Annotated in this window: 18 protein-coding genes and 1 pseudogene; 17 read left to right on the top strand and 2 right to left on the bottom strand. The window is 35.8% G+C overall.

What is annotated here, in order from left to right; all coding sequences use genetic code 11:
• Positions 1 to 17 precede the first annotated feature (17 nt).
• From QRE67_RS09005 to topB, 8 genes and pseudogenes are all read left to right on the top strand, one after another.
• Entirely contained in the window at positions 18 to 767 is a 750-nt protein-coding gene (locus QRE67_RS09005; protein ID WP_286124544.1) for an ABC transporter ATP-binding protein, read from the top strand.
• A gap of 17 nt (positions 768 to 784) precedes the next feature.
• The gene (locus tag QRE67_RS09010; protein ID WP_286124545.1) at positions 785 to 2,296 is read left to right on the top strand and encodes a hypothetical protein; all 1,512 of its coding nucleotides are present in this window, start codon (positions 785 to 787) and stop codon (positions 2,294 to 2,296) included.
• A 504-nt stretch (positions 2,297 to 2,800) separates the two neighbouring features.
• The gene (locus QRE67_RS09015) at positions 2,801 to 2,974 is read left to right on the top strand and encodes a cytochrome ubiquinol oxidase subunit I (protein WP_483298671.1); all 174 of its coding nucleotides are present in this window, start codon (positions 2,801 to 2,803) and stop codon (positions 2,972 to 2,974) included.
• Position 2,975: 1 nt separating this feature from the next.
• Complete coding sequence (locus tag QRE67_RS09020) at positions 2,976 to 3,452, top strand: FTR1 family protein (RefSeq protein WP_353507057.1); 477 nt, start codon at positions 2,976 to 2,978, stop codon at positions 3,450 to 3,452.
• Between the two features lie 11 nt (positions 3,453 to 3,463).
• Positions 3,464 to 3,622, top strand: a complete 159-nt coding sequence (locus QRE67_RS09025; RefSeq protein WP_286124546.1) for a hypothetical protein — start codon at positions 3,464 to 3,466, stop codon at positions 3,620 to 3,622.
• Positions 3,619 to 3,885 carry a hypothetical protein gene (locus QRE67_RS09030; RefSeq protein WP_286124547.1) on the top strand — a complete coding sequence of 89 codons (267 nt, stop codon included), beginning with the start codon at positions 3,619 to 3,621 and terminating at the stop codon, positions 3,883 to 3,885. The genes QRE67_RS09025 and QRE67_RS09030 overlap by 4 nt, the downstream gene beginning before the upstream one ends.
• Positions 3,886 to 3,991: 106 nt before the next feature.
• Positions 3,992 to 4,424, top strand: a pseudogene (locus QRE67_RS09035) (toprim domain-containing protein); the annotation flags it as partial.
• A 477-nt stretch (positions 4,425 to 4,901) separates the two neighbouring features.
• Positions 4,902 to 7,049 (top strand): DNA topoisomerase III, encoded by a 2,148-nt coding sequence (topB, locus tag QRE67_RS09040; protein WP_286124548.1) that lies wholly within the window; start codon positions 4,902 to 4,904, stop codon positions 7,047 to 7,049.
• Between the two features lie 202 nt (positions 7,050 to 7,251).
• Here topB and QRE67_RS09045 read toward each other — a convergent pair whose 3' ends face one another.
• Both QRE67_RS09045 and QRE67_RS09050 read right to left on the bottom strand, forming a co-directional pair.
• The gene (locus QRE67_RS09045) at positions 7,252 to 7,599 is read right to left on the bottom strand and encodes a thioredoxin family protein (RefSeq protein ID WP_286124549.1); all 348 of its coding nucleotides are present in this window, start codon (positions 7,597 to 7,599) and stop codon (positions 7,252 to 7,254) included.
• A 453-nt stretch (positions 7,600 to 8,052) separates the two neighbouring features.
• Positions 8,053 to 8,334 (bottom strand): transposase family protein, encoded by a 282-nt coding sequence (locus QRE67_RS09050; protein ID WP_353507072.1) that lies wholly within the window; start codon positions 8,332 to 8,334, stop codon positions 8,053 to 8,055.
• A 707-nt stretch (positions 8,335 to 9,041) separates the two neighbouring features.
• On the opposite strand from QRE67_RS09050, the gene fdhF reads away from it, so the two are divergent.
• From fdhF to QRE67_RS09100, 9 genes are all read left to right on the top strand, one after another.
• Positions 9,042 to 11,981, top strand: a complete 2,940-nt coding sequence (gene fdhF, locus QRE67_RS09060) for a formate dehydrogenase subunit alpha (RefSeq protein ID WP_286124550.1) — start codon at positions 9,042 to 9,044, stop codon at positions 11,979 to 11,981.
• Positions 11,982 to 11,996: 15 nt separating this feature from the next.
• Complete coding sequence (locus QRE67_RS09065; protein WP_286124551.1) at positions 11,997 to 12,479, top strand: helical membrane plugin domain-containing protein; 483 nt, start codon at positions 11,997 to 11,999, stop codon at positions 12,477 to 12,479.
• Positions 12,480 to 12,658: 179 nt separating this feature from the next.
• Complete coding sequence (locus QRE67_RS09070) at positions 12,659 to 13,003, top strand: Na-translocating system protein MpsC family protein (RefSeq protein ID WP_017152226.1); 345 nt, start codon at positions 12,659 to 12,661, stop codon at positions 13,001 to 13,003.
• A 16-nt stretch (positions 13,004 to 13,019) separates the two neighbouring features.
• On the top strand, positions 13,020 to 13,817 hold the full coding sequence (gene fdhD / locus QRE67_RS09075; RefSeq protein ID WP_286124552.1) for a formate dehydrogenase accessory sulfurtransferase FdhD: 798 nt from the start codon (positions 13,020 to 13,022) through the stop codon (positions 13,815 to 13,817).
• A gap of 127 nt (positions 13,818 to 13,944) precedes the next feature.
• Positions 13,945 to 14,961 carry a GTP 3',8-cyclase MoaA gene (moaA, locus tag QRE67_RS09080; RefSeq protein WP_286124553.1) on the top strand — a complete coding sequence of 339 codons (1,017 nt, stop codon included), beginning with the start codon at positions 13,945 to 13,947 and terminating at the stop codon, positions 14,959 to 14,961.
• 250 nt (positions 14,962 to 15,211) lie between these two features.
• The gene (locus tag QRE67_RS09085) at positions 15,212 to 16,006 is read left to right on the top strand and encodes a formate channel (protein WP_286124554.1); all 795 of its coding nucleotides are present in this window, start codon (positions 15,212 to 15,214) and stop codon (positions 16,004 to 16,006) included.
• Between the two features lie 62 nt (positions 16,007 to 16,068).
• Positions 16,069 to 17,085, top strand: a complete 1,017-nt coding sequence (locus tag QRE67_RS09090; RefSeq protein ID WP_286124555.1) for a molybdopterin-synthase adenylyltransferase MoeB — start codon at positions 16,069 to 16,071, stop codon at positions 17,083 to 17,085.
• A gap of 18 nt (positions 17,086 to 17,103) precedes the next feature.
• Entirely contained in the window at positions 17,104 to 18,420 is a 1,317-nt protein-coding gene (locus QRE67_RS09095; RefSeq protein WP_286124556.1) for a molybdopterin molybdotransferase MoeA, read from the top strand.
• On the top strand, positions 18,401 to 18,865 hold the full coding sequence (locus QRE67_RS09100) for a molybdenum cofactor biosynthesis protein MoaE (protein ID WP_286124557.1): 465 nt from the start codon (positions 18,401 to 18,403) through the stop codon (positions 18,863 to 18,865). Before QRE67_RS09095 ends, QRE67_RS09100 begins: the two co-directional genes overlap by 20 nt.
• Positions 18,866 to 18,867: the final 2 nt, after the last annotated feature.

An 18,867-nucleotide genomic window follows, 5' to 3' on the forward strand; every position in this document is an offset into this window, starting at 1 on the left:
TAGGAGTGTGTATATTTATGTTAGTTAACGTAGAACAAAATAAGCCTGTAATAGAATTAGGTAATTTATGCAAGCGGTATGGAGAATTTGTAGCAGTAAATGAAATATCATTATCGGTCCCAAAAGGAGAAATTTTTGCTTTTTTAGGAAGTAACGGTGCTGGAAAAACAACAACTATGAAAATGATTACGGGACAATTAAAGCCTACATCTGGTTATATTCATTTCTTTGGTCACGATATTTGGAAGGAAAGGGGACTTAGGCAACAAATGGGATATGTCCCTGATACTCCGATGTTACATGATGATTTGACAGCGGGTGAAATGTTGAAGTTTATGGGTGGCTTGTATGGTATGAATACCAATGATGTTAAAGATCGAACTGAAGAATTACTTGCTCGAATGGATATTTTAGATTGTATAAATAAGCAGATAAAAGAGTTTTCTTTAGGAATGAAAAGAAAAGTTGCGGTAGCTTGTGCCTTAATACATAGACCACAGATTTTATTACTGGATGAGGTAACGAACGGATTAGATATTAAGTCCACTCGTGATATAAAGGATCATATATTAAAGGTTGCCAAAAAGGATGGGTGTACCGTGTTTTTGACAACCCATATCCTTGAGATTGTTGAAGAATTGGCTGATCGTATTGCTATTATACATAAAGGAAATATTTGTGAACTTGGAACATTAGAAGAATTACAAGAAAAGGTCGAGTTACCGGGATCAAAACTGGAAGAAGTATTTTTATCGGTTATTTCTTAAATAAAGGAGTGAGTAATATGTCAACACAAATTAAAGCGATATGTTTCCTTAGCATAAGACCGTTTCTTAATAGATCACTATTTCATAATCCATTAAAACCTTTGATATGGGGAATGTTAATTATTATTTCACTTCCTTTTATATTCCAAAATGATATTGATAATATTTTAGAAAACGCAACAACTTTAGATAAAATAGCTTTTCTTATAACAGAAAGCATTATACTAGGCATGTTAAAATCATTTAACGACTTACCGAAAGAAATGTATAGCAGGAAGCTTATCACGTCTCTGTTTATTTCTGGTGTTTCTCCATATCAAATTATAATTGGCCAATGGCTATCCCGTTTTTTAATGTACGCAGTATTTGCCTTTATTATTGCGATTCCATTTACACATGGATATAGCATAGGTACAAGAATTTTATATGGGTTTCTATTTTTTGTAATTTCATTTTCTATAGAGGTGCTTGTGAATTTAATCGGCAGATATATTATCGTTATTCTTATGTATTATGCACCACGTGTTATAAGGCTAATGGTTGTTTTTGCGACAATCGTTAATTTTGCAGTAGTTATTGCGATTGTTTATAGTCTATTTCATTTGGATTCAATAACAGTAGATGTGTGGACTTATATTACTAAGCTTGCTCTATACTGCAGTGTTTTAATGGGAGTAATTACAGTTTTGTCCCTTCTATTTACTAAAAAGATTGGAGATTTTTATTATGAAGGTTGGTTGAAGTTCAGTGCAGCTAAAGAAAAAAATAGAAAAGCTACTAATGAGAGAACGGTTTTATTTCAAGTTAATGATTCACGAAGTGCAATTATCATGAAGGATTTTGTTGTTTTGTGGAATCAAACTATGACAAAGGCGCGTCTTGTAATATGGTTAGTGGGCAGTGTGGTGGTGGGTGTCTTGGCGAAAATAGGTATATTGAATTCAGTACTTATAGGGAAAAATTTGAATCACTACATCATGGCGTTTTCGATAATTTTTGTTATATTAATGCTGGGTGAGCTTATTACGTATCTCTATCAACAAGAGGGTATGAGTTACAATATTTATGCTATTACAGAGACTAGGGGCTTTGATATTTATATTGCTAAGGCAGTTAATTCTATTTTCTTTTTTATTGTACCTATGGTTGTAACATATATTGGATTAGCTGTTTTTTTAAATATTAATGGAAATACGATAGTGTTCTCTATATTGAATATTCTGGCTATAGGTTTCTGTACGCTATTTATTCAACTTAGTTTTTCTGCTTTAGCAAGAGCAAACACGAACTCTGTTTTTATGACAAATAGTGATAATGATGAAAACGTTGATTCAGTTATGGAGCAAACACCGAAAGGGATATTGTTTGTTTCGGCTGTATTGATAGGATTGATTTATGGAATTATAGGAATAGGGTTTATTATCTTTGAGATTTCAATCTTTATTTTTCTATTCTATCTGTTCGTAGCTGTACCCCTTATAGCTTTGGGAATTCGTCAAAGTTCAAATTTAGAAAACGATTATAACTAAAAGGAAGCTTTTAAATAAAGAACGTATGTTTATATGACTAAACTGTAATCCGAATAGTGGATAATTTGAAAAAATCCATTATTCGGTTTTTTGTAGGTTTGCATATAGATTTCCTAGTTTAAGGGAAATCTATATGCAGGTGGGATATGGAGAAATGATCAAACTTATTTTTAATAGAATTCAAGTGACATATTGGGTAGAATAAACCAAATGAATTTTTAAAACTTTAGTATAAACGGCATGGACAATTTGGGAAAGAGGTCTTGACACAAAACATGAGGAACGTACTAATTCTTTTCACACAAACCCTTATCTCTACTATATTTGTAAGGAGCTTTGATATTTTTAAGATACACGTGAATTATATTATTTTAACACTGTCTGTTTTTTGAGTAAGAGTTTATTGTATTGAATTCTTATTAGATTAGCACGAGGGATTTATATTGAGTTTTTTGTTAGGTAGTACAGTAGCAGTGGTACTATCAGCAGTAATTAGTTATATAATTGGTAGCTGTATTTATAGAATCTACATTTCTTGGTCTTTGGAAATTTGGTTGGGATAAACTACTGAAACGAATTAACCTTCTATTCATATGGCTTGTGTTACTTAGAACGATCTTATCTATATTTCTTATTTTAACAGATAGCCCGTTTATGCATGAGCCAGTAGGGTTATGAGGTGGCCGGTGGATACGCACAATCGGAGACGGGAAGTCTATGGTCATTAGCGATCCTGTCATTCCTTGCTGTGTTTCGTGAGGGAACAGAAACTGTATTGTTTTTCATAGGTATGGCATCTTCCATTCATATATCAAGTCTGTTAATAGGTATTGCAATTGGAATCTTTGTACTTATCGTCCTATCATATTTAATTTTAAAGGTAGGTTTGAAAATTCCGATGCGTCCATTTTTCCTAGTTTCAAGTATTCTCATGTTTTACTTATGCTTTAAATTCCCGGGAATGGGTATTCATGGCTTGCAACTTGCTGGAGTATTGCCGGCTACGCACCTTTCAATCCCTACCGTAGACTTTTTCACGATTTATCCATCATGGGAAAGTATCATCCCACAAGTAGTTCTTCTTGTTATCGCAGTAATACTTGCAGTATGGAATAAGAAAAAAGATACCAAATTAGAACAACAACAAGCACAATAGGAGACAACGACATGAAATCTCGTAAATTAATTTTCCCGGTTATAGTAGCAACTCCCCTAGCATTGGGTGCTTGTGGAACGACAGGAGAAAAGAAAGCTGAAAGTGCGAAAACCACAGAGCAGGCGTCTGATAAAAAAACAGTCTCCATTGTCGATGGGCAACTAGCATGAAACAAACAGTGAACGATTTGAAATCTCAGTTACAGGCAAATGATGCTGCCAAAGTAAAAGGCGATGCAGAACAATTAGAGAAAACATGGCAAACGTTTGAAGGTGCAGTAAAAGCAAAGAGTCCTGATTTATATGAAAAATTGGAAACACCACTTCATACAATTGAAGCAGGTGCAAAGGCCCAACCGCTTGATGTACAAACGCTAAGTAAAGCAGCGGGAGATTTAGATACTGTGTTAATTGAAATAGGAAAACTAAAATAAGAGTACACAAGAAAGAGGCTGTCTCCATAGCCATCAAATTAAGAAAATGATATAAAAAAACAAAAAAATGACCATTCTTATTTAGTGTGTAACTAAAAATGAAAGGATGGTTATTTTTTTTCTTTCACTCAATTATCTCCCAAAAATATACAATGCAAGAGACTACGATGAAAACATGGCTAAGTGGCAGATGGATAATTTTCCTTTTATTCCGGAAAAGTTTCAATATAAAGTGAAAAGTAGTCTGAAAAATAGGGATAAAGCTGATAGTGGAGCAAAAAAACAACTTGATATAATTCGCTCTTTACTTTTTAGGAATGATGTTGATTCTGTTATTTCAGCATGTGATTATGATCGCGAAGGACAAGGGATTGGTGACAGCGTTATTTATAATATCAAAGCACCAAAACAAGTGTATCGCTTACTATTAAATGAATGGACGCCAGATGAGGTAATAGAAGGTTTGAAACAAATTAATGAGACATAGTTTAGATTTACGTCCGTTGCAAGATGCAGGGGTTAGTAGACAATGGGCGGATTGAGCTATTGGATTGAAATTTTATAATTAGCAAAGTTCTTATATTATTTTTCAGTTTCTAAATGTTTTTATTATAATTAATAATATTTAAACTACATATGTTTAAAATGAAAATCTCTTCAAATTATTTATTGAAGGGATTTCTTTTTTAGTTTTAGATATATTAAGAGCTACTAAGTCTAGCAATGATAAAATAAAATATTTTTATGTAGCTGAATCTCTTTGCAGATGAAAAAATCTATAGATTAAAAGTTGTATGATTTATTTGAGACAGCGATTACATATTTATTAAATGCATGGTATAACAAGGATTATGTAATCAGCCCTATTGTGAAGGTGTTAAGATTAGGCGTATAATATTATAGGTCTAAAACATATAAAGCGAATTGTGAATGATAAAAACGATAGATAATTTTCATCACTTATAAAAAATAGAAACATTGAAAGTAACACTGGAATTTAGATAGGGAGTTATAAAATGAAATTAATTATTGCCGAGAAACCGGATCAAGGTTTAGCCCTTGTTTCTCAATTTAAATATCGACGAAAAGACGGTTATTTGGAAGTGGAAGCAAATGAATTGTTTCCTAATGGAGCATATTGTACGTGGGCCATTGGTCATTTGACGCAGTTATGTAACCCGGAACATTATCATGCAGAATGGAAAAAATGGTCGCTTGATACGTTGCCAATGATTCCAGAACGATTTCAATTTGAAGTAACAAAATCAAAATATAAGCAATTTAATGTTGTGAAACAGTTGTTACATAATCCGCAAGTGACGGGAATTATTCATGCAGGCGATGCCGGGCGAGAAGGGGAACTAATTGTACGTAATATCATCAACCTATGTAACGTGCAAAAACCGATGAAACGTCTTTGGATTTCCTCTTTAACGAAACAAGCCATTTACCAAGGGTTTAAAAATCTACTTGATGAAACAGACACAATCAATACATATTATGAAGCATACACACGATCATGTGCCGACTGGGTAGTTGGAATGAATGCATCGCGTGTCTTTAGTATTTTGTTAAAGAAAAAAGGAATGAATGATGTTTTCTCGGCTGGACGTGTGCAGACGCCAACACTTGCATTAATTGTGAAACGTGAGAAAGAAATTGAAAACTTTAAGTCAGAGCCGTTTTGGGAAGTGTTTGCAACCTTTAATATTGAAGGAAAGAAATATGAAGGTAAGTGGGAGAAGGATAATGAATCCCGCTTAAAAGATCCAGATATGGCAAATAAAATTGCTGCATTTTGTCAAAATAAACCGGCTGAAGTAAAAGAAATGAAAACAGAGCGGAAAGAGTTTCAGCCACCATTTTTATTTAACTTATCATCCCTACAGGCAACAGCGAATAAAGCATTTAAGTTTTCTCCAAAGAAAACATTAGATATTACACAAGCTTTATATCAAAAAGGAATTGTCTCCTATCCACGTTCGGATTCCAACTATGTAACAGAAGGAGAAGCGGCAACGTTTCCTGATATTTTGCAGAAATTAAGTGAGTTTGATGATTATAAAAATCTCTTACCAGCACCAATCTCTTCGATTATGAATAATAAGCGTTACGTAAATGAAAAGAAGGTTACAGATCACTATGCCATTATTCCGACCGAGCAAGTAACGAATCCAAGTAGATTATCTGGTGATGAAAAGAAAATTTATGATATGGTTGTAAGGCGATTAATTGCAGCGCATTATGAAGCAGCAATATTTGACTACACAACGATTACAACACTTGTGGATGAACGGGCAGCATTCATTTCAAAAGGGAAACAGCAAATTCAAGAAGGTTGGCGTAAAGTCATTTTCCAAGACGATAAAGATGAAGAAACGCTTCTTCCAATTGTGCAAAAGGGCGAACAAGGCACAGTCGTAAAGGTGAAAGTGAAAGAAGGAAAAACACAGCCGCCGAAGCGTTATACAGAAGGTCAACTGATTACCTTAATGAAAACCGCTGGTAAGTATTTAGATAATGAAGAACTGGAGAAAGTACTGAAAAAAACAGAAGGCTTAGGTACAGAAGCGACTCGTGCAGGCATTATTACAATGCTGCAAGATCGTAAATATATTGATGTAAAGAAAAACCAAGTGTATGCAACCGATAAAGGGAAAGTATTAATTACCGCAATTGGTGATAAAATTTTAGCCTCTCCAGAAATGACAGCAAAATGGGAGCAGCGACTTGCTGAAATTGGGGAAGGAACAGCATCACCAGCAACGTTTATGGAACAAACGAAAAAGCTATCAGCGAAAATTATTGAAGATGCAGTCGAGATGTCTGAGAAATGGGATTTCACCGGATTGCATGTTGAATCCATTGAACGGACAGGCTCAAAATTTACAGTTGGTAAAAAAGTAGGGCAATGTAAAAAGTGTGATGGAGATGTCATTGATAAGTCCAGTTTTTATGGCTGTTCGAACTATAATACAACGAAATGTGATTTCACAATCTCGAAAAAGATATTAGGAAAGACCATTTCGCAAAAGAATATAAAAAAGCTATTAAAAGGTGAGTCAACGGAATTAATTAAAGGCTTTAAGAAGAATGATAAAACATTTGATGCGAAGTTAGAGTGGAAAGATAATAAGATTAATTTTGTGTTTGACAAAGGGTAAAAAGTGTTATGTTTATTCATAACACTTTTTTGTATTTCAAGCTGTATAAACAATGTGATTTTCAAAATACTAGATCGAAAATGAAGTGGGATTTTCTGCATCCCCACTGATTGCTAGCACTTATCAATCAGGTTTTTCCTGTCCGTAAATAGTGGGAGGTTATCAAATCAATCTATAGAATGTGATTTCATATTGTTCCTACTCACTTTTCATTCTCGATTGTGTAACCATCATATATCCTTTTTATCTTTTCTCTGAGCTGTTCTAAATGAATAAATCGGGCTTCTCTCAAAAATTCTTTTCCATCTACAAATAGAATTAGGACCGGTGCAGTAAAGATGGAAAAATGTCCTGCTATTTCTTCAACATAATCAGCGTTCAAGTGTCCCATCTGAATAAGTGGAAAATCATTCATTACTTCTCTCACTTGTGGTAATAACGAATGGCAGACGCTACAATTTGTTTTTGATATATATATAAAGCTTAAGGAATGTTCCGTTATAAAGGTATCTACTGTTTCCAATGAAGTTAGTTCTTTTAGTGTTCTCATTGTTTTCCTCCAATTATTATTTCGAGATTTTTATTTAATTTCTGTTTATTTGTATTTGGCGGTATGGAGTAATCATATCAAATAAATAAACTTGTATTCCGTTACCCGTAAGGAGTATCAAGATTTTTTTGCTTTAAAATGTATTGAAGGTAGGCGATTTGTAAAAAATGAATTGATGAGTTTGAATCATTCATAAGGTAGGAAGAATCTTCATTGATTAAAGTTTCATTTTAGATACTCTGAATTATTTTTCACATTAGAAAATAGAAAAGGTATCTAATGATCTAACATATCTAATTCTTAAGGGAAAGGTTAGATGTGATAAGATGACAAAGTCGTTTTTAACAAATTGGATCCAACAAGATAAAAAGAACAGGGGTATAAAAATTAATGCTGTTACTTTTTCTACAGAACCTTACCAATCAATATATCTTAAGTTGTGGATCGACTTCATCAAGGCATTATAAGTGATGACTCAGCGAGCTCTAGTACCTTAATTTCTGTAAGAGAATATGCAATTTTTTGTAAAACTTTTTCTGCACGAAGTGTGCGACGTCTATTGGGTGCTAACCAGTCATAACGTTCTGTAAAAACTTTAGTGGAGCAACAAGGATTATCACAAAACCACTTGTGTGAAACGAAAAGAAGGGTTACAGGTTGATCCGTAATAGGAAGATCTTGTATGAGGCGAGTATAACGACTATGGAGACGAGAAGAAATAGAACTACAAGACAGTTTGCGGAAATGTGATTATTTTTTACGGTTAAACGAAGGTGATGGTCTATTTGGTATACATCTATAAGTTCGAGAAAAGGATCTGGACTTGACCAAGAGATGTTGTACATCATGGTTCACTCCTTTTCTTTTATTATATCAATGTAGTACATAAAAGAACAACTCACCAAAAGGTCGTAAGAACCACTTTCATTTTGCACTAAACAAAAAGGTTCTGTAATAAGTTAGGACTAAAAAAGGTTATTCATTGAAAACAATGAGGAGAAGCATGACGATAAAATGTCGTGCTTTTTTATTTTATAATTGCAAGGCAAGAAAGGATTTTAAGAGGTTTTGAAGAATTAATAATGGTTGGAGACTGAAAAGTTAATTCACCGAAAGCTCAGCGACGTGCGACGCAATTATGCTTGTTAATGCATGGCTTAGTGATTAAACGAATATATCCAAAAAAGTCAGAGCTTTGATTGTTGTGACTTTTTACGAATTGTATATTGTGTATTTTTGGGTTTAACGCTATAATTATAGTGTTAAAGATGGAATCGTGATATGACCTGTTATGAATCTATCATTTTATTTATGAATAAATGGATTGGTATTTTAGCAAGATGTGCTAATGAACTACTCCACCATGATGATAGCGTACCTATTAATTCGGTGCGTATATTTTCGTGGTGGAGTTTTTTTATTCTCAAAAAGGGGGAAAGACCATGAACGACAGCATGGTTCATATTACAATCGACGGCAAAGAATATAGTGCTAAGCCGGGTTCAACTATCTTGGGCATCATTAATCAGAACGGGATTGAACATCCACAAATCTGTCATGTGCCTGAAGTGGATCCTATTCAAACATGTGATACTTGTATTGTAGAAGTTGATGGAAAACTTGTGCGATCTTGCTCAACGGTAGCGACGAGTGGTATGAATGTTGAGTTGTCCTCTAGTAGTGCTAAGGCAGCACAAACGGAGGCGATGGACCGCTTATTGGAAAATCATTTACTTTACTGTACGGTCTGTGACAACAATAATGGGAACTGTAAATTGCATAATACGGCAGAATTAATGGAAATTGAGCATCAAAAATATCCTTACACGCCAAAAGTAGATGTAAGTGAAGTTGACATGTCTCATCCATTTTATCGCTATGACCCTAATCAATGTATTGCGTGCGGTCAATGTGTAGAAGTTTGTCAGAACTTGCAAGTAAATGAAACTTTATCTATTGATTGGGAGGCAGAGCGTCCTCGTGTTATTTGGGACGACGGAGCGGCTATTAACGATTCTTCATGTGTAAGCTGTGGTCAATGTGTAACCATTTGTCCTTGTAATGCTTTGATGGAGAAATCGATGCTTGGAGAAGCTGGCTTTATGACTGGGCTGAAGCCGGACATTCTTGAGCCTATGGTTGATCTTATAAAAGAAGTTGAACCTGGATACAGCGGTATTTTCGCCGTTTCAGAAGTAGAAGCTGCGATGCGTGAAACTCGTACGAAGAAAACGAAAACAGTATGTACGTTCTGTGGTGTAGGGTGCTCATTTGAAGTGTGGACGAAGGGTCGTAAAATTTTGAAAGTCCAACCAACTTCTGATGCACCGGTTAACGCAATTTCTACTTGCGTAAAAGGAAAATTTGGTTGGGATTTCGTAAATGCTGAAGAACGTCTTACTAAGCCTTTAATTCGTAAAAATGGAACATTTGTTGAATCGACTTGGGAAGAAGCGCTTGATTTAGTTGCAAATAAATTAGGCTCCATTAAACAAGAGTACGGTAACGGTTCTATAGGTTTTATTTCTTCTTCTAAAATTACAAATGAGGACAACTATGTCATTCAAAAATTAGCTCGACAAGTATTCGAAACGAACAACATTGATAACTGCTCTCGTTATTGTCAATCGCCAGCAACAGATGGATTGTTCCGTACAATTGGTATGGGCGGAGATGCAGGAACGATTAAAGATATTGCACAAGCAGGTCTCGTTATTATTGTTGGTGCAAATCCAACAGAAGGCCACCCGGTGTTAGCTACTCGTGTGAAACGTGCGCATAAACTTCACAGTCAAAAACTAATTGTTGCAGATCTTCGTAAAACCGAAATGGCAGAGCGTTCAGATATCTTTATAAGTCCAAAGCAAGGAACAGACCAAGTATGGTTAATGGCTGTTACTAAATATATGATTGATCAAGGCTGGCATGATCAACAATTCATCGATGAGAATGTAAACTTCTTTGAAGATTTCAAAGGTAGTCTAGAGGAGTATACACTTGAATATGCAGAAAAGATTGCAGGCATTTCAAAAGAAACCCTCATTCAAATGGCCGAAATGATTCGTGATGCAGATGGTACTTGTATTCTTTGGGGAATGGGTGTAACTCAAAATACTGGTGGTTCAGATACTTCCGCTGCAATTTCAAACTTACTTCTGGCAACAGGAAATTATCGTCGTCCAGGTGCTGGTGCATATCCGCTTCGTGGTCATAACAACGTACAAGGTGCTTGTGATATGGGAACTCTCCCAGGATGGCTTCCAGGATATCAGCACATTACTGACGATGTAGCACGTGCAAAATTTGAAATAGCTTATGGGGTGAAAATTGATAACAAACCAGGTCTTAATAATATTCAAATGCTTCACGCAATTGAAGAAGGGAAAATGAAAGCAATGTATCTTGTTGGAGAGGATATGGCCCTTGTAGACTCTAACGCAAATCATGTACATGAAGTTCTATCAAGCCTTGATTTCTTTGTCGTTCAAGATGTTTTCCTTTCTAAAACTGCTCAATATGCAGATGTAGTGTTACCTGCAACGCCATCTCTTGAAAAAGAAGGAACCTTTACAAATACAGAGCGTCGTGTACAAAGACTATATCAAGTACTTCCTACGCTGGAAGATGCGAAACCAGACTGGTGGATCGTACAAGCGATTGCAAATAAATTAGGCGCAAATTGGAATTATAGTCATCCAAGTGAAATCTTCGCTGAAATGGCAAGTTTATCGCCACTTTTCGCACAAGCAAACTATGAAGTGCTTGAAGGCTGGAATAGTTTCCATTGGGGAAGCTTTGAAGGAACGAATACACCACTCCTTTTCTTAGATGGATTTAACTTCCCAGACAAAAAAGCTCGTTTCGCGATAGCTGACTGGGTACGTCCAGCTGAATTCCCAGAGGAATACGATCTTCATATTAATAATGGTCGTATGCTGGAACATTTCCATGAAGGTAACATGACAAATAAATCAAATGGTATTCAAGCTAAAGTACCTGGTGTTTTCGTTGAAGTTTCTCCAAAACTTGCACAAGAACGTGGAGTTAAAACTGGTTCGTTAGTGCGATTGGTTTCTCCTTTTGGAGCACTTAAATTACGTGCACTTGTAACGGATCGTGTAAAAGAAAATGAGCTTTATTTACCGATGAACTCGACAGACAACGAATCGGCAATTAATTTCTTAACGGGTCCTGCGGTCGATCAACGTACCAATACACCTGCATATAAACAAACGAAAGTTCGTATGGAAGTGTTACAAGTAGAAGGGGAAAATCCGATGCCAAAAACGAATCCACGTAACAAAAAGCGTCATCCTCAAAATGGGATTGAGGTAAATCGCAAGTGGGCTCGTCCAGGATATGTGCACTTAACGGATAACTAGGGAGGAGAAAAGAATATGGCAGCACCTATTAAAGCGATCCAAAAGCAGGAGCTAACTGAGGAAGAACAAAAACAACAAAAGCTAGAAGATTTAAAAGCACTTCTAGCTGATAATGAAGAAGCTTTAAATCAAATGTTTAATATTGTAGGTGAACTGAATGACATTGGGATGCTGGAAGCTGCAAGTTCTATGCTTAAAGCGAAAGAACCAATCGCAAAAATTATTCTAGGACAAGTCACTCGTGAACCAGTTACAAATTTAATTAATAATATGATGGGCGCTGCAGGAGCTTTAACAGAACTTGATCCGGAACTAACTAAAAAACTTGTAAGTAGTGTATTAACGGGTATGGATGAAGGAGACCAGCATCTGCAAAGTAATAAAAAAGTAGGAATACTGGACCTGATGAAAGTACTTAAGGATCCAGATATTAATCGTGCTATCGGATTCGGTCTTCATTTCTTAAAAGGTATGGGTAAAGGGTTAAAAGACGAATAGGTAAGCAACAATAATATTATTTCAGACGTTTTATATGTGTTTGAAATAATTCCAAAAGATGAGCCTTTCCGTCTAATTATTTGAGTGAATAATTCAGATGAAAAGGTCATTTTGTTACAATATTTATGATGAAGTAGTATTCGAAAAGTATTATTGATGAATCGGGGAGGAATGTGAGTATGTCAAAAATGGTACATGAGTTTAATGATATGATACGAAAGCTTCGAAAAGATTTGTTCGGAAAAGGACCGGAACGAATTCATACTGTATTTGCTGAGAATATGGCTATTGCTACACTTTATGGAAATTTGACACCTACTGAGAAATTCATTTCGGGAACGTTGGATGGTGCGGAAATGGTTCATATGGCTAGAACGAAAATGATTCAGGAGGTTTATGCTGTCAATTCTCGTGAGCATTTGGAGGAACTTGTTGGAGCGAAATTAGTTCATCTGTTCTCCGATATGAAAGTGGATGAAGATATTGCAGTTTCAGTGTTTGTCTTTGATAAAAATATAACGTGAGAGAAGGATACTGATCGTGAAATCGATACAGGTGGAACGGGAAATTTTTCGTTATGATAAAGGGGAAATTAAGCATATAGAGGACAGTATTGTAACAGAGTTTCCAGTTACGGTTAAAATTAACGGACAGGAATTTGTTACAATGGTTAGTACGCCAGAATATATTGAAGATATGGTAATAGGCTTTTTAGCATCTGAGGGTATTATCCGAAAGTATGAAGATATTGATGAAATATGGGTACAAGATAAAGAAGGATATGTGCATGTAACAACGACAAAAAATAATCCTTATTATCGTTATATCCAAAATAAGCGTTATATTACTTCATGCTGTGGAATGAGTAGACAAGGATTTGTTTTCGCAAACGATGCACTGACTGCAAAGAAGATGAATGATATTCGCGTAAAGGTCTCTGCTCAGGATTGTTTTCGATTAATGAATGATATGCAGCAATCTGCGGCTACTTTTCAGCATACAGGCGGGGTTCATAATGCAGCTTTATGCGATGTGAATGGGATTGTTTTAAGCCGAATGGATATAGGAAGGCATAACGCTTTAGATAAAATTTACGGCTATTGTTTAAAAAACAACATTTCTATTGGTGATAAAATTATTGTTTTTAGTGGCCGTATATCTTCTGAAATCCTATTGAAAGTTGCAAAAATTGGCTGCGAAGTAATATTGTCAAAATCCGCTCCAACTGAGTTAGCATTGCAGCTAGCAGAGCAATTAGGGATTACTACAATAGGCTTTATTCGTAATCAATCCTTAAATGTATATACTCATCCGGAGCGAGTTGTAAATATTAAATAAATACAAAAAACATCGTTTAATTAACTGGTTAGCATGTTGGCAGGCAGGTTGTTGATTTATATATAATAAGGTGTTTTCAATAAAATTTGTACGGAATCACAAAATATGCAGAAGTGAGGCAATAAACATGAAATCTGTCACATTAGACAAATTGCACCGTCCTTTAAGGGATTTGCGTATTTCTGTTACCGATCGCTGTAATTTTCGCTGTCGATATTGTATGCCGGAGGAAATATTTGGTCCTGACTATTCTTTTTTGTCTAATGATAAAGTTTTATCTTTTGATGAAATTGAAAGGGTGGCACGCATTTTCGTTTCTTTAGGTGTAAGAAAGTTGCGTATTACTGGGGGAGAGCCTTTACTTCGGAAAAACCTTCCTGAACTAATCGAGCGCCTTAATAAAATTGATGGAGTAGAGGATATTGGTTTAACTACAAATGGGTCCTTACTCAAGAAGTTTGCTTCTGATTTATATAAGGCGGGTTTATCACGTGTGACAGTTAGTTTGGATTCTTTGGAAGAAGAACGTTTTGCTTATTTAAATGGTAATAGAAGTAAAGTGAAAACGGTTCTTGGAGGAATACAGGCTGCAGCGGAAGTCGGGATGGAAATTAAAGTGAACATGGTTGTCCAAAAAGGAAAAAATGAACAGGACATCGTTCAGATGGCGCAATACTTTAAAGAGAATAAGCATATTCTGCGGTTTATTGAATATATGGATGTCGGGAATTTTAACGGCTGGGAATTAGGTGAAGTAATCTCTAAACAAGAAATATTAGAGATGATTAATAAAGTTATGCCGCTTGAACGAATTGAAGCAAACTATCCTGGTGAAGTCGTCACTCGCTATCGTTATATCGATAGCGATGAGGAAATAGGAATTATTTCATCTGTAACAGATTCTTTTTGTTCATCATGTACAAGGGCTCGTATTTCCGCAGAAGGAAAATTATATACTTGTTTGTTTGCTTCCAAAGGAAACGATCTTAGAGAATTACTTCGTTCTGGGTATACCGATGAGGAGATTACCGATGTTATTCGTGACATTTGGAACAATCGTTCAGATCGCTATTCAGATGAACGGTTGAGCAATACAAATAAAAAAACAGTACCAAAAATTGAAATGTCGCATATTGGTGGTTGAGAAATAAAGGATATGTTAGGGTGACATTTAAAACATTATGAAAGAAGGCTATTAGTAGCTTCTTTTTGTTATAGCACATACGCGAAGTGGAAAGTGTGCAAGTTTTGCAGATTTTCTATTTTATAGTAAAAGTGATGATTGATATCTCTGTAAGAGAAATGCAGGGAGATTAAGCAGCATTCAAAAATCCTTATTATGTTAAGGGTTTCTTGAAGCTGCTTTTTTAATAGAAAAAATGGAGGAATTGGTTATGGCATTTCATAAACCGGAAAAAATCGCTGAGCTTGTGATTGAAGCCGGTGTTCAAAAGGTAAGGCAATCGCTATCCGCTATGCTTATTCTCGGCTTTTTAGGAGGAGCATTTATTTCGTTAGGATTTTTGCTTAATATTCGCGTTCTAGGTAATGTACCTGAACAATGGGGAAGTCTAGTGGATTTTTTAGGAGGAGCGGTTTTTCCTATAGGGCTTATGCTCGTTGTTTTGGCAGGAGGAGAATTAATTACAGGAAACATGATGTCAGTATCCATGGCATTGTATGCACGGAAAATTTCATTGAAAAGTGTGTTAAATAATTGGGTTTGGATCACTTTAACTAACTTTGTTGGTGCACTTTTCGTAGCTTATTGTTTCGGTCACCTTGGCGGGTTGACGGAGGGGGTATATTTAAATAAAACAATAGCGATAGCCCAAGAGAAATTACATGAATCGTTTGGGAGAACTTTAATTTTAGCAATCGGTTGTAACTGGCTCGTTTGCCTTGCAATTTGGTTAGCTTATGGAACGAACGATTTGGTTGGGAAGATTGTTGGAATTTGGATTCCTATTATGGCATTTGTAGTAATTGGATTTCAGCAAGTAGTAGCAAATATGTTTGTAATTTCAGCAGTTATTTTTGCTGGTTACCTTTCATGGATGGATCTTGCCGAGAACTTTGTTCCTGTTTTTATCGGAAATGTAATTGGAGGAGCTGGATTTGTTGGATTTGCTTACTTTTCTTGTTATCAGAAACAAAGTCCTATAGAGAAAGATTTTCTGAAAAAATAACTGCATATGAAGCAGATTGTTTAATTAATAGCTGATTATTTACAAGAAAGGAAGGCTATCTAATGATAGAGCGGTATTCACGTCAACAGTTGTTCACTCCTATTGGGAGTAAAGGACAAGAGAAGATTAGAAATAAGCATGTGTTGATTGTGGGGGCAGGTGCATTAGGAAGTGCAAGTGCAGAAGCATTTGTTCGTGCAGGTATCGGAAAGTTAACGATTATTGATCGTGATTACGTAGAATGGAGTAATTTACAGCGACAACAACTTTATGTTGAACAAGATGCGATAGAAAAATTACCAAAAGCAATTGCAGCTCAAAATCGGTTGAAACAAATCAATTCAGAAGTACAGATTGATGCTTTCGTGATGGATGCAAGAATAGAAAATATGGAAGCTTTGTTAGACGGTGTCGATATAATTATTGATGCAACAGATAATTTTGATATTCGATTTGTGATAAATGATCTATCACAAAAATATGATATTCCTTGGATTTATGGTTCTTGTGTCGGGGGATATGGCATGAGCTATACCATTATTCCAAAGAAAACACCGTGCTTACATTGTGTACTTAAAAGTGTTCCAGTTACAGGAGTGACGTGTGACACAGTTGGAATCATTAGTCCAGCTGTCCAAATAGTGGCAGCGTATCAAGTGGCGGAAGCACTCAAAATTTTAGTGGAAGATTTCTCAGCAATTAGAAAAACCTTTTTAATGTTTGATATATGGAGTAATCAACACCATTTTATCAAACTAGAAAAAATAAAAACAGACAATTGTCCTTCGTGCGGAACGCATAGAACTTATCCTTATTTATCTTATGAAAATCAAACGAAGACAGTTGTTTTATGCGGGAGAAATACGGTTCAAATTAGACTGATGCATAATAGTCGTTACAATTTTGACCATTTAGAAAAACAATTAAAAAAACATGGGAAAGTAGATCGAAACCCGTATTTGCTTTCTTGCCAACTAGAGGATTATCGTGTGGTCATTTTTCAAGATGGTCGTGTATTTATTCACGGGACAAATGAAATTCAAAAAGCAAAACAAATATACTATCGTTTATTAGGTTAATAGAAGGGGTAGGGAATTATGGGAAAACGAATACCGATTGCAGTTGGAGAGGCCGTCCATAAAGTAATGAAATTTGCCAATCGTGGTTTAAAAGAACTGGTACCACTTGAATTAGCTTACGGGCGTACATTAGCAGAGGATTTAGTAGCTGATCATGATGTTCCTTCCTTTGATCGCTCACCATATGATGGATTTGCTATTAGGGCAGAAGATACTGCCTGGGCAAGTTATGAGAATCCAATTTTATTCGAAGTAATTGGCGAAATTGGGGCAGGTTCCATATTTCCTCAAAAGGTAGGTCAATTTCAAGCAGTTCGAATCATGACGGGAGCACAAATTCCAAAAGAATGTAACGCAGTTGTGATGCTAGAACTGACCCGTCAATATGAGGAGGTCGGTAAAACCTATATGGAAGTGAAACGCTCCTTCGAAAAAGGAGAAAATATTTCCTTTCAAGGTGAAGATACACGTAAAGGGACGATTCTTGCGAAGAGAGGTTCATACATTAATCCAGGCATTTCAGCGCTCCTTGCTACATTTGGTTACAGCGAAGTACCAGTTGCAAAAAAGCCTGTGATTGGAGTATTAGCGACTGGAAGTGAGCTTCTTGATGTCAATGAATCACTACAACCTGGAAAAATTCGAAATAGTAATACGTACATGGTATTGTCCCAAATTCGAAGAGCTGGTGGAAGAGTGAAATACTTTGGGAAGTTTAGGGACGATTTTGATACGTGCTTCACAGCCGTAAAAGAAGCGTTAAGCCAAGTGGATATGTTAATTACAACCGGTGGTGTTTCAGTAGGGGATTATGATTATTTGCCAGCTATATACGAAAAATTAGGGGCATCGGTTCTTTTCAACAAAGTTGCAATGCGGCCGGGGAGCGTCACGACCGTAGCACAATTAAATAAAAAACTATTATTTGGATTATCAGGTAATCCTTCTGCTTGTTATGTAGGCTTTGAGTTATTCGTAAGACCTAGCATTCGTACCTATATGTTTAGTGAAAAGCCACATTTAAAAAAAGAAAAAGCATTATTAGGAGAAGATTTTCTAAAACCTAATCCATTTACAAGGTTTGTACGAGCAAAGTTTAAATATAACGAAGGACAATTAATCGCCTATCCATCAGGATTTGATAAGTCTAGTACGGTTTCTTCATTAGCTGAATCAAACGCTTTTATCGTACTCCCAGGCGGTACAAGAGGATATAAAAAAGGGATGTTTGTAGATGTTCTCTTATTAGAAGATAATCAAGGAAGTGAATGGCCTTGGAGCGATATTATTCCATCTTATAAAGTGAGGGGTTCTGATGGGACAAGTACTATTTGAAATCGTAGATGCTCCGATTTTAGTCGGAGAAGTAACGAATAAGGTAGCAAGAAGAGAAGCAGGTGCGATTACAACCTTTATTGGAACAGTAAGAGAATTAACAAAAGGAAAAAGAACTTTGCATTTAGAGTATGAAGCATATAAACCGATGGCAGTAAAAATGCTTACTCAAATTGGAGAAGAAATTAAGAAAAAATGGCCGGATGCAAAAATAGCAATCACACACCGAGTGGGGCGACTAGAAATAATGGATATTGCAGTTGTAATTGCAGTATCGTCACCGCATCGTAAAGTAGCTTATGAAGCGAATGAATACGCAATTGAACGCATAAAGCAAATCGTTCCAATTTGGAAAAAAGAATTTTGGGAAGATGGAACGATGTGGATTGGAGATCAGCTTGAAAATACTCCGTATCCAGAAGGAAAACCAAAGAAGGAAGAATGAGA

It is taken from the genome of Bacillus sp. DX3.1, from assembly GCF_030292155.1.
In the GTDB taxonomy this organism is placed as follows: Bacteria; Bacillota; Bacilli; order Bacillales; family Bacillaceae_G; genus Bacillus_A.

Coding starts and splice junctions, on each gene's coding strand:
- QRE67_RS09005 (WP_286124544.1), top strand. CDS start 18: ATGTTAGTTAACGTAGAACAAAATAAGCCTGTAATAGAATTAGGTAAT.
- QRE67_RS09010 (WP_286124545.1), top strand. CDS start 785: ATGTCAACACAAATTAAAGCGATATGTTTCCTTAGCATAAGACCGTTT.
- QRE67_RS09025 (WP_286124546.1), top strand. CDS start 3,464: ATGAAATCTCGTAAATTAATTTTCCCGGTTATAGTAGCAACTCCCCTA.
- QRE67_RS09030 (WP_286124547.1), top strand. CDS start 3,619: ATGAAACAAACAGTGAACGATTTGAAATCTCAGTTACAGGCAAATGAT.
- topB (WP_286124548.1), top strand. CDS start 4,902: ATGAAATTAATTATTGCCGAGAAACCGGATCAAGGTTTAGCCCTTGTT.
- QRE67_RS09045 (WP_286124549.1), bottom strand. CDS start 7,599: ATGAGAACACTAAAAGAACTAACTTCATTGGAAACAGTAGATACCTTT.
- fdhF (WP_286124550.1), top strand. CDS start 9,042: ATGAACGACAGCATGGTTCATATTACAATCGACGGCAAAGAATATAGT.
- QRE67_RS09065 (WP_286124551.1), top strand. CDS start 11,997: ATGGCAGCACCTATTAAAGCGATCCAAAAGCAGGAGCTAACTGAGGAA.
- QRE67_RS09070 (WP_017152226.1), top strand. CDS start 12,659: ATGTCAAAAATGGTACATGAGTTTAATGATATGATACGAAAGCTTCGA.
- moaA (WP_286124553.1), top strand. CDS start 13,945: ATGAAATCTGTCACATTAGACAAATTGCACCGTCCTTTAAGGGATTTG.
- QRE67_RS09085 (WP_286124554.1), top strand. CDS start 15,212: ATGGCATTTCATAAACCGGAAAAAATCGCTGAGCTTGTGATTGAAGCC.
- QRE67_RS09090 (WP_286124555.1), top strand. CDS start 16,069: ATGATAGAGCGGTATTCACGTCAACAGTTGTTCACTCCTATTGGGAGT.
- QRE67_RS09095 (WP_286124556.1), top strand. CDS start 17,104: ATGGGAAAACGAATACCGATTGCAGTTGGAGAGGCCGTCCATAAAGTA.
- QRE67_RS09100 (WP_286124557.1), top strand. CDS start 18,401: ATGGGACAAGTACTATTTGAAATCGTAGATGCTCCGATTTTAGTCGGA.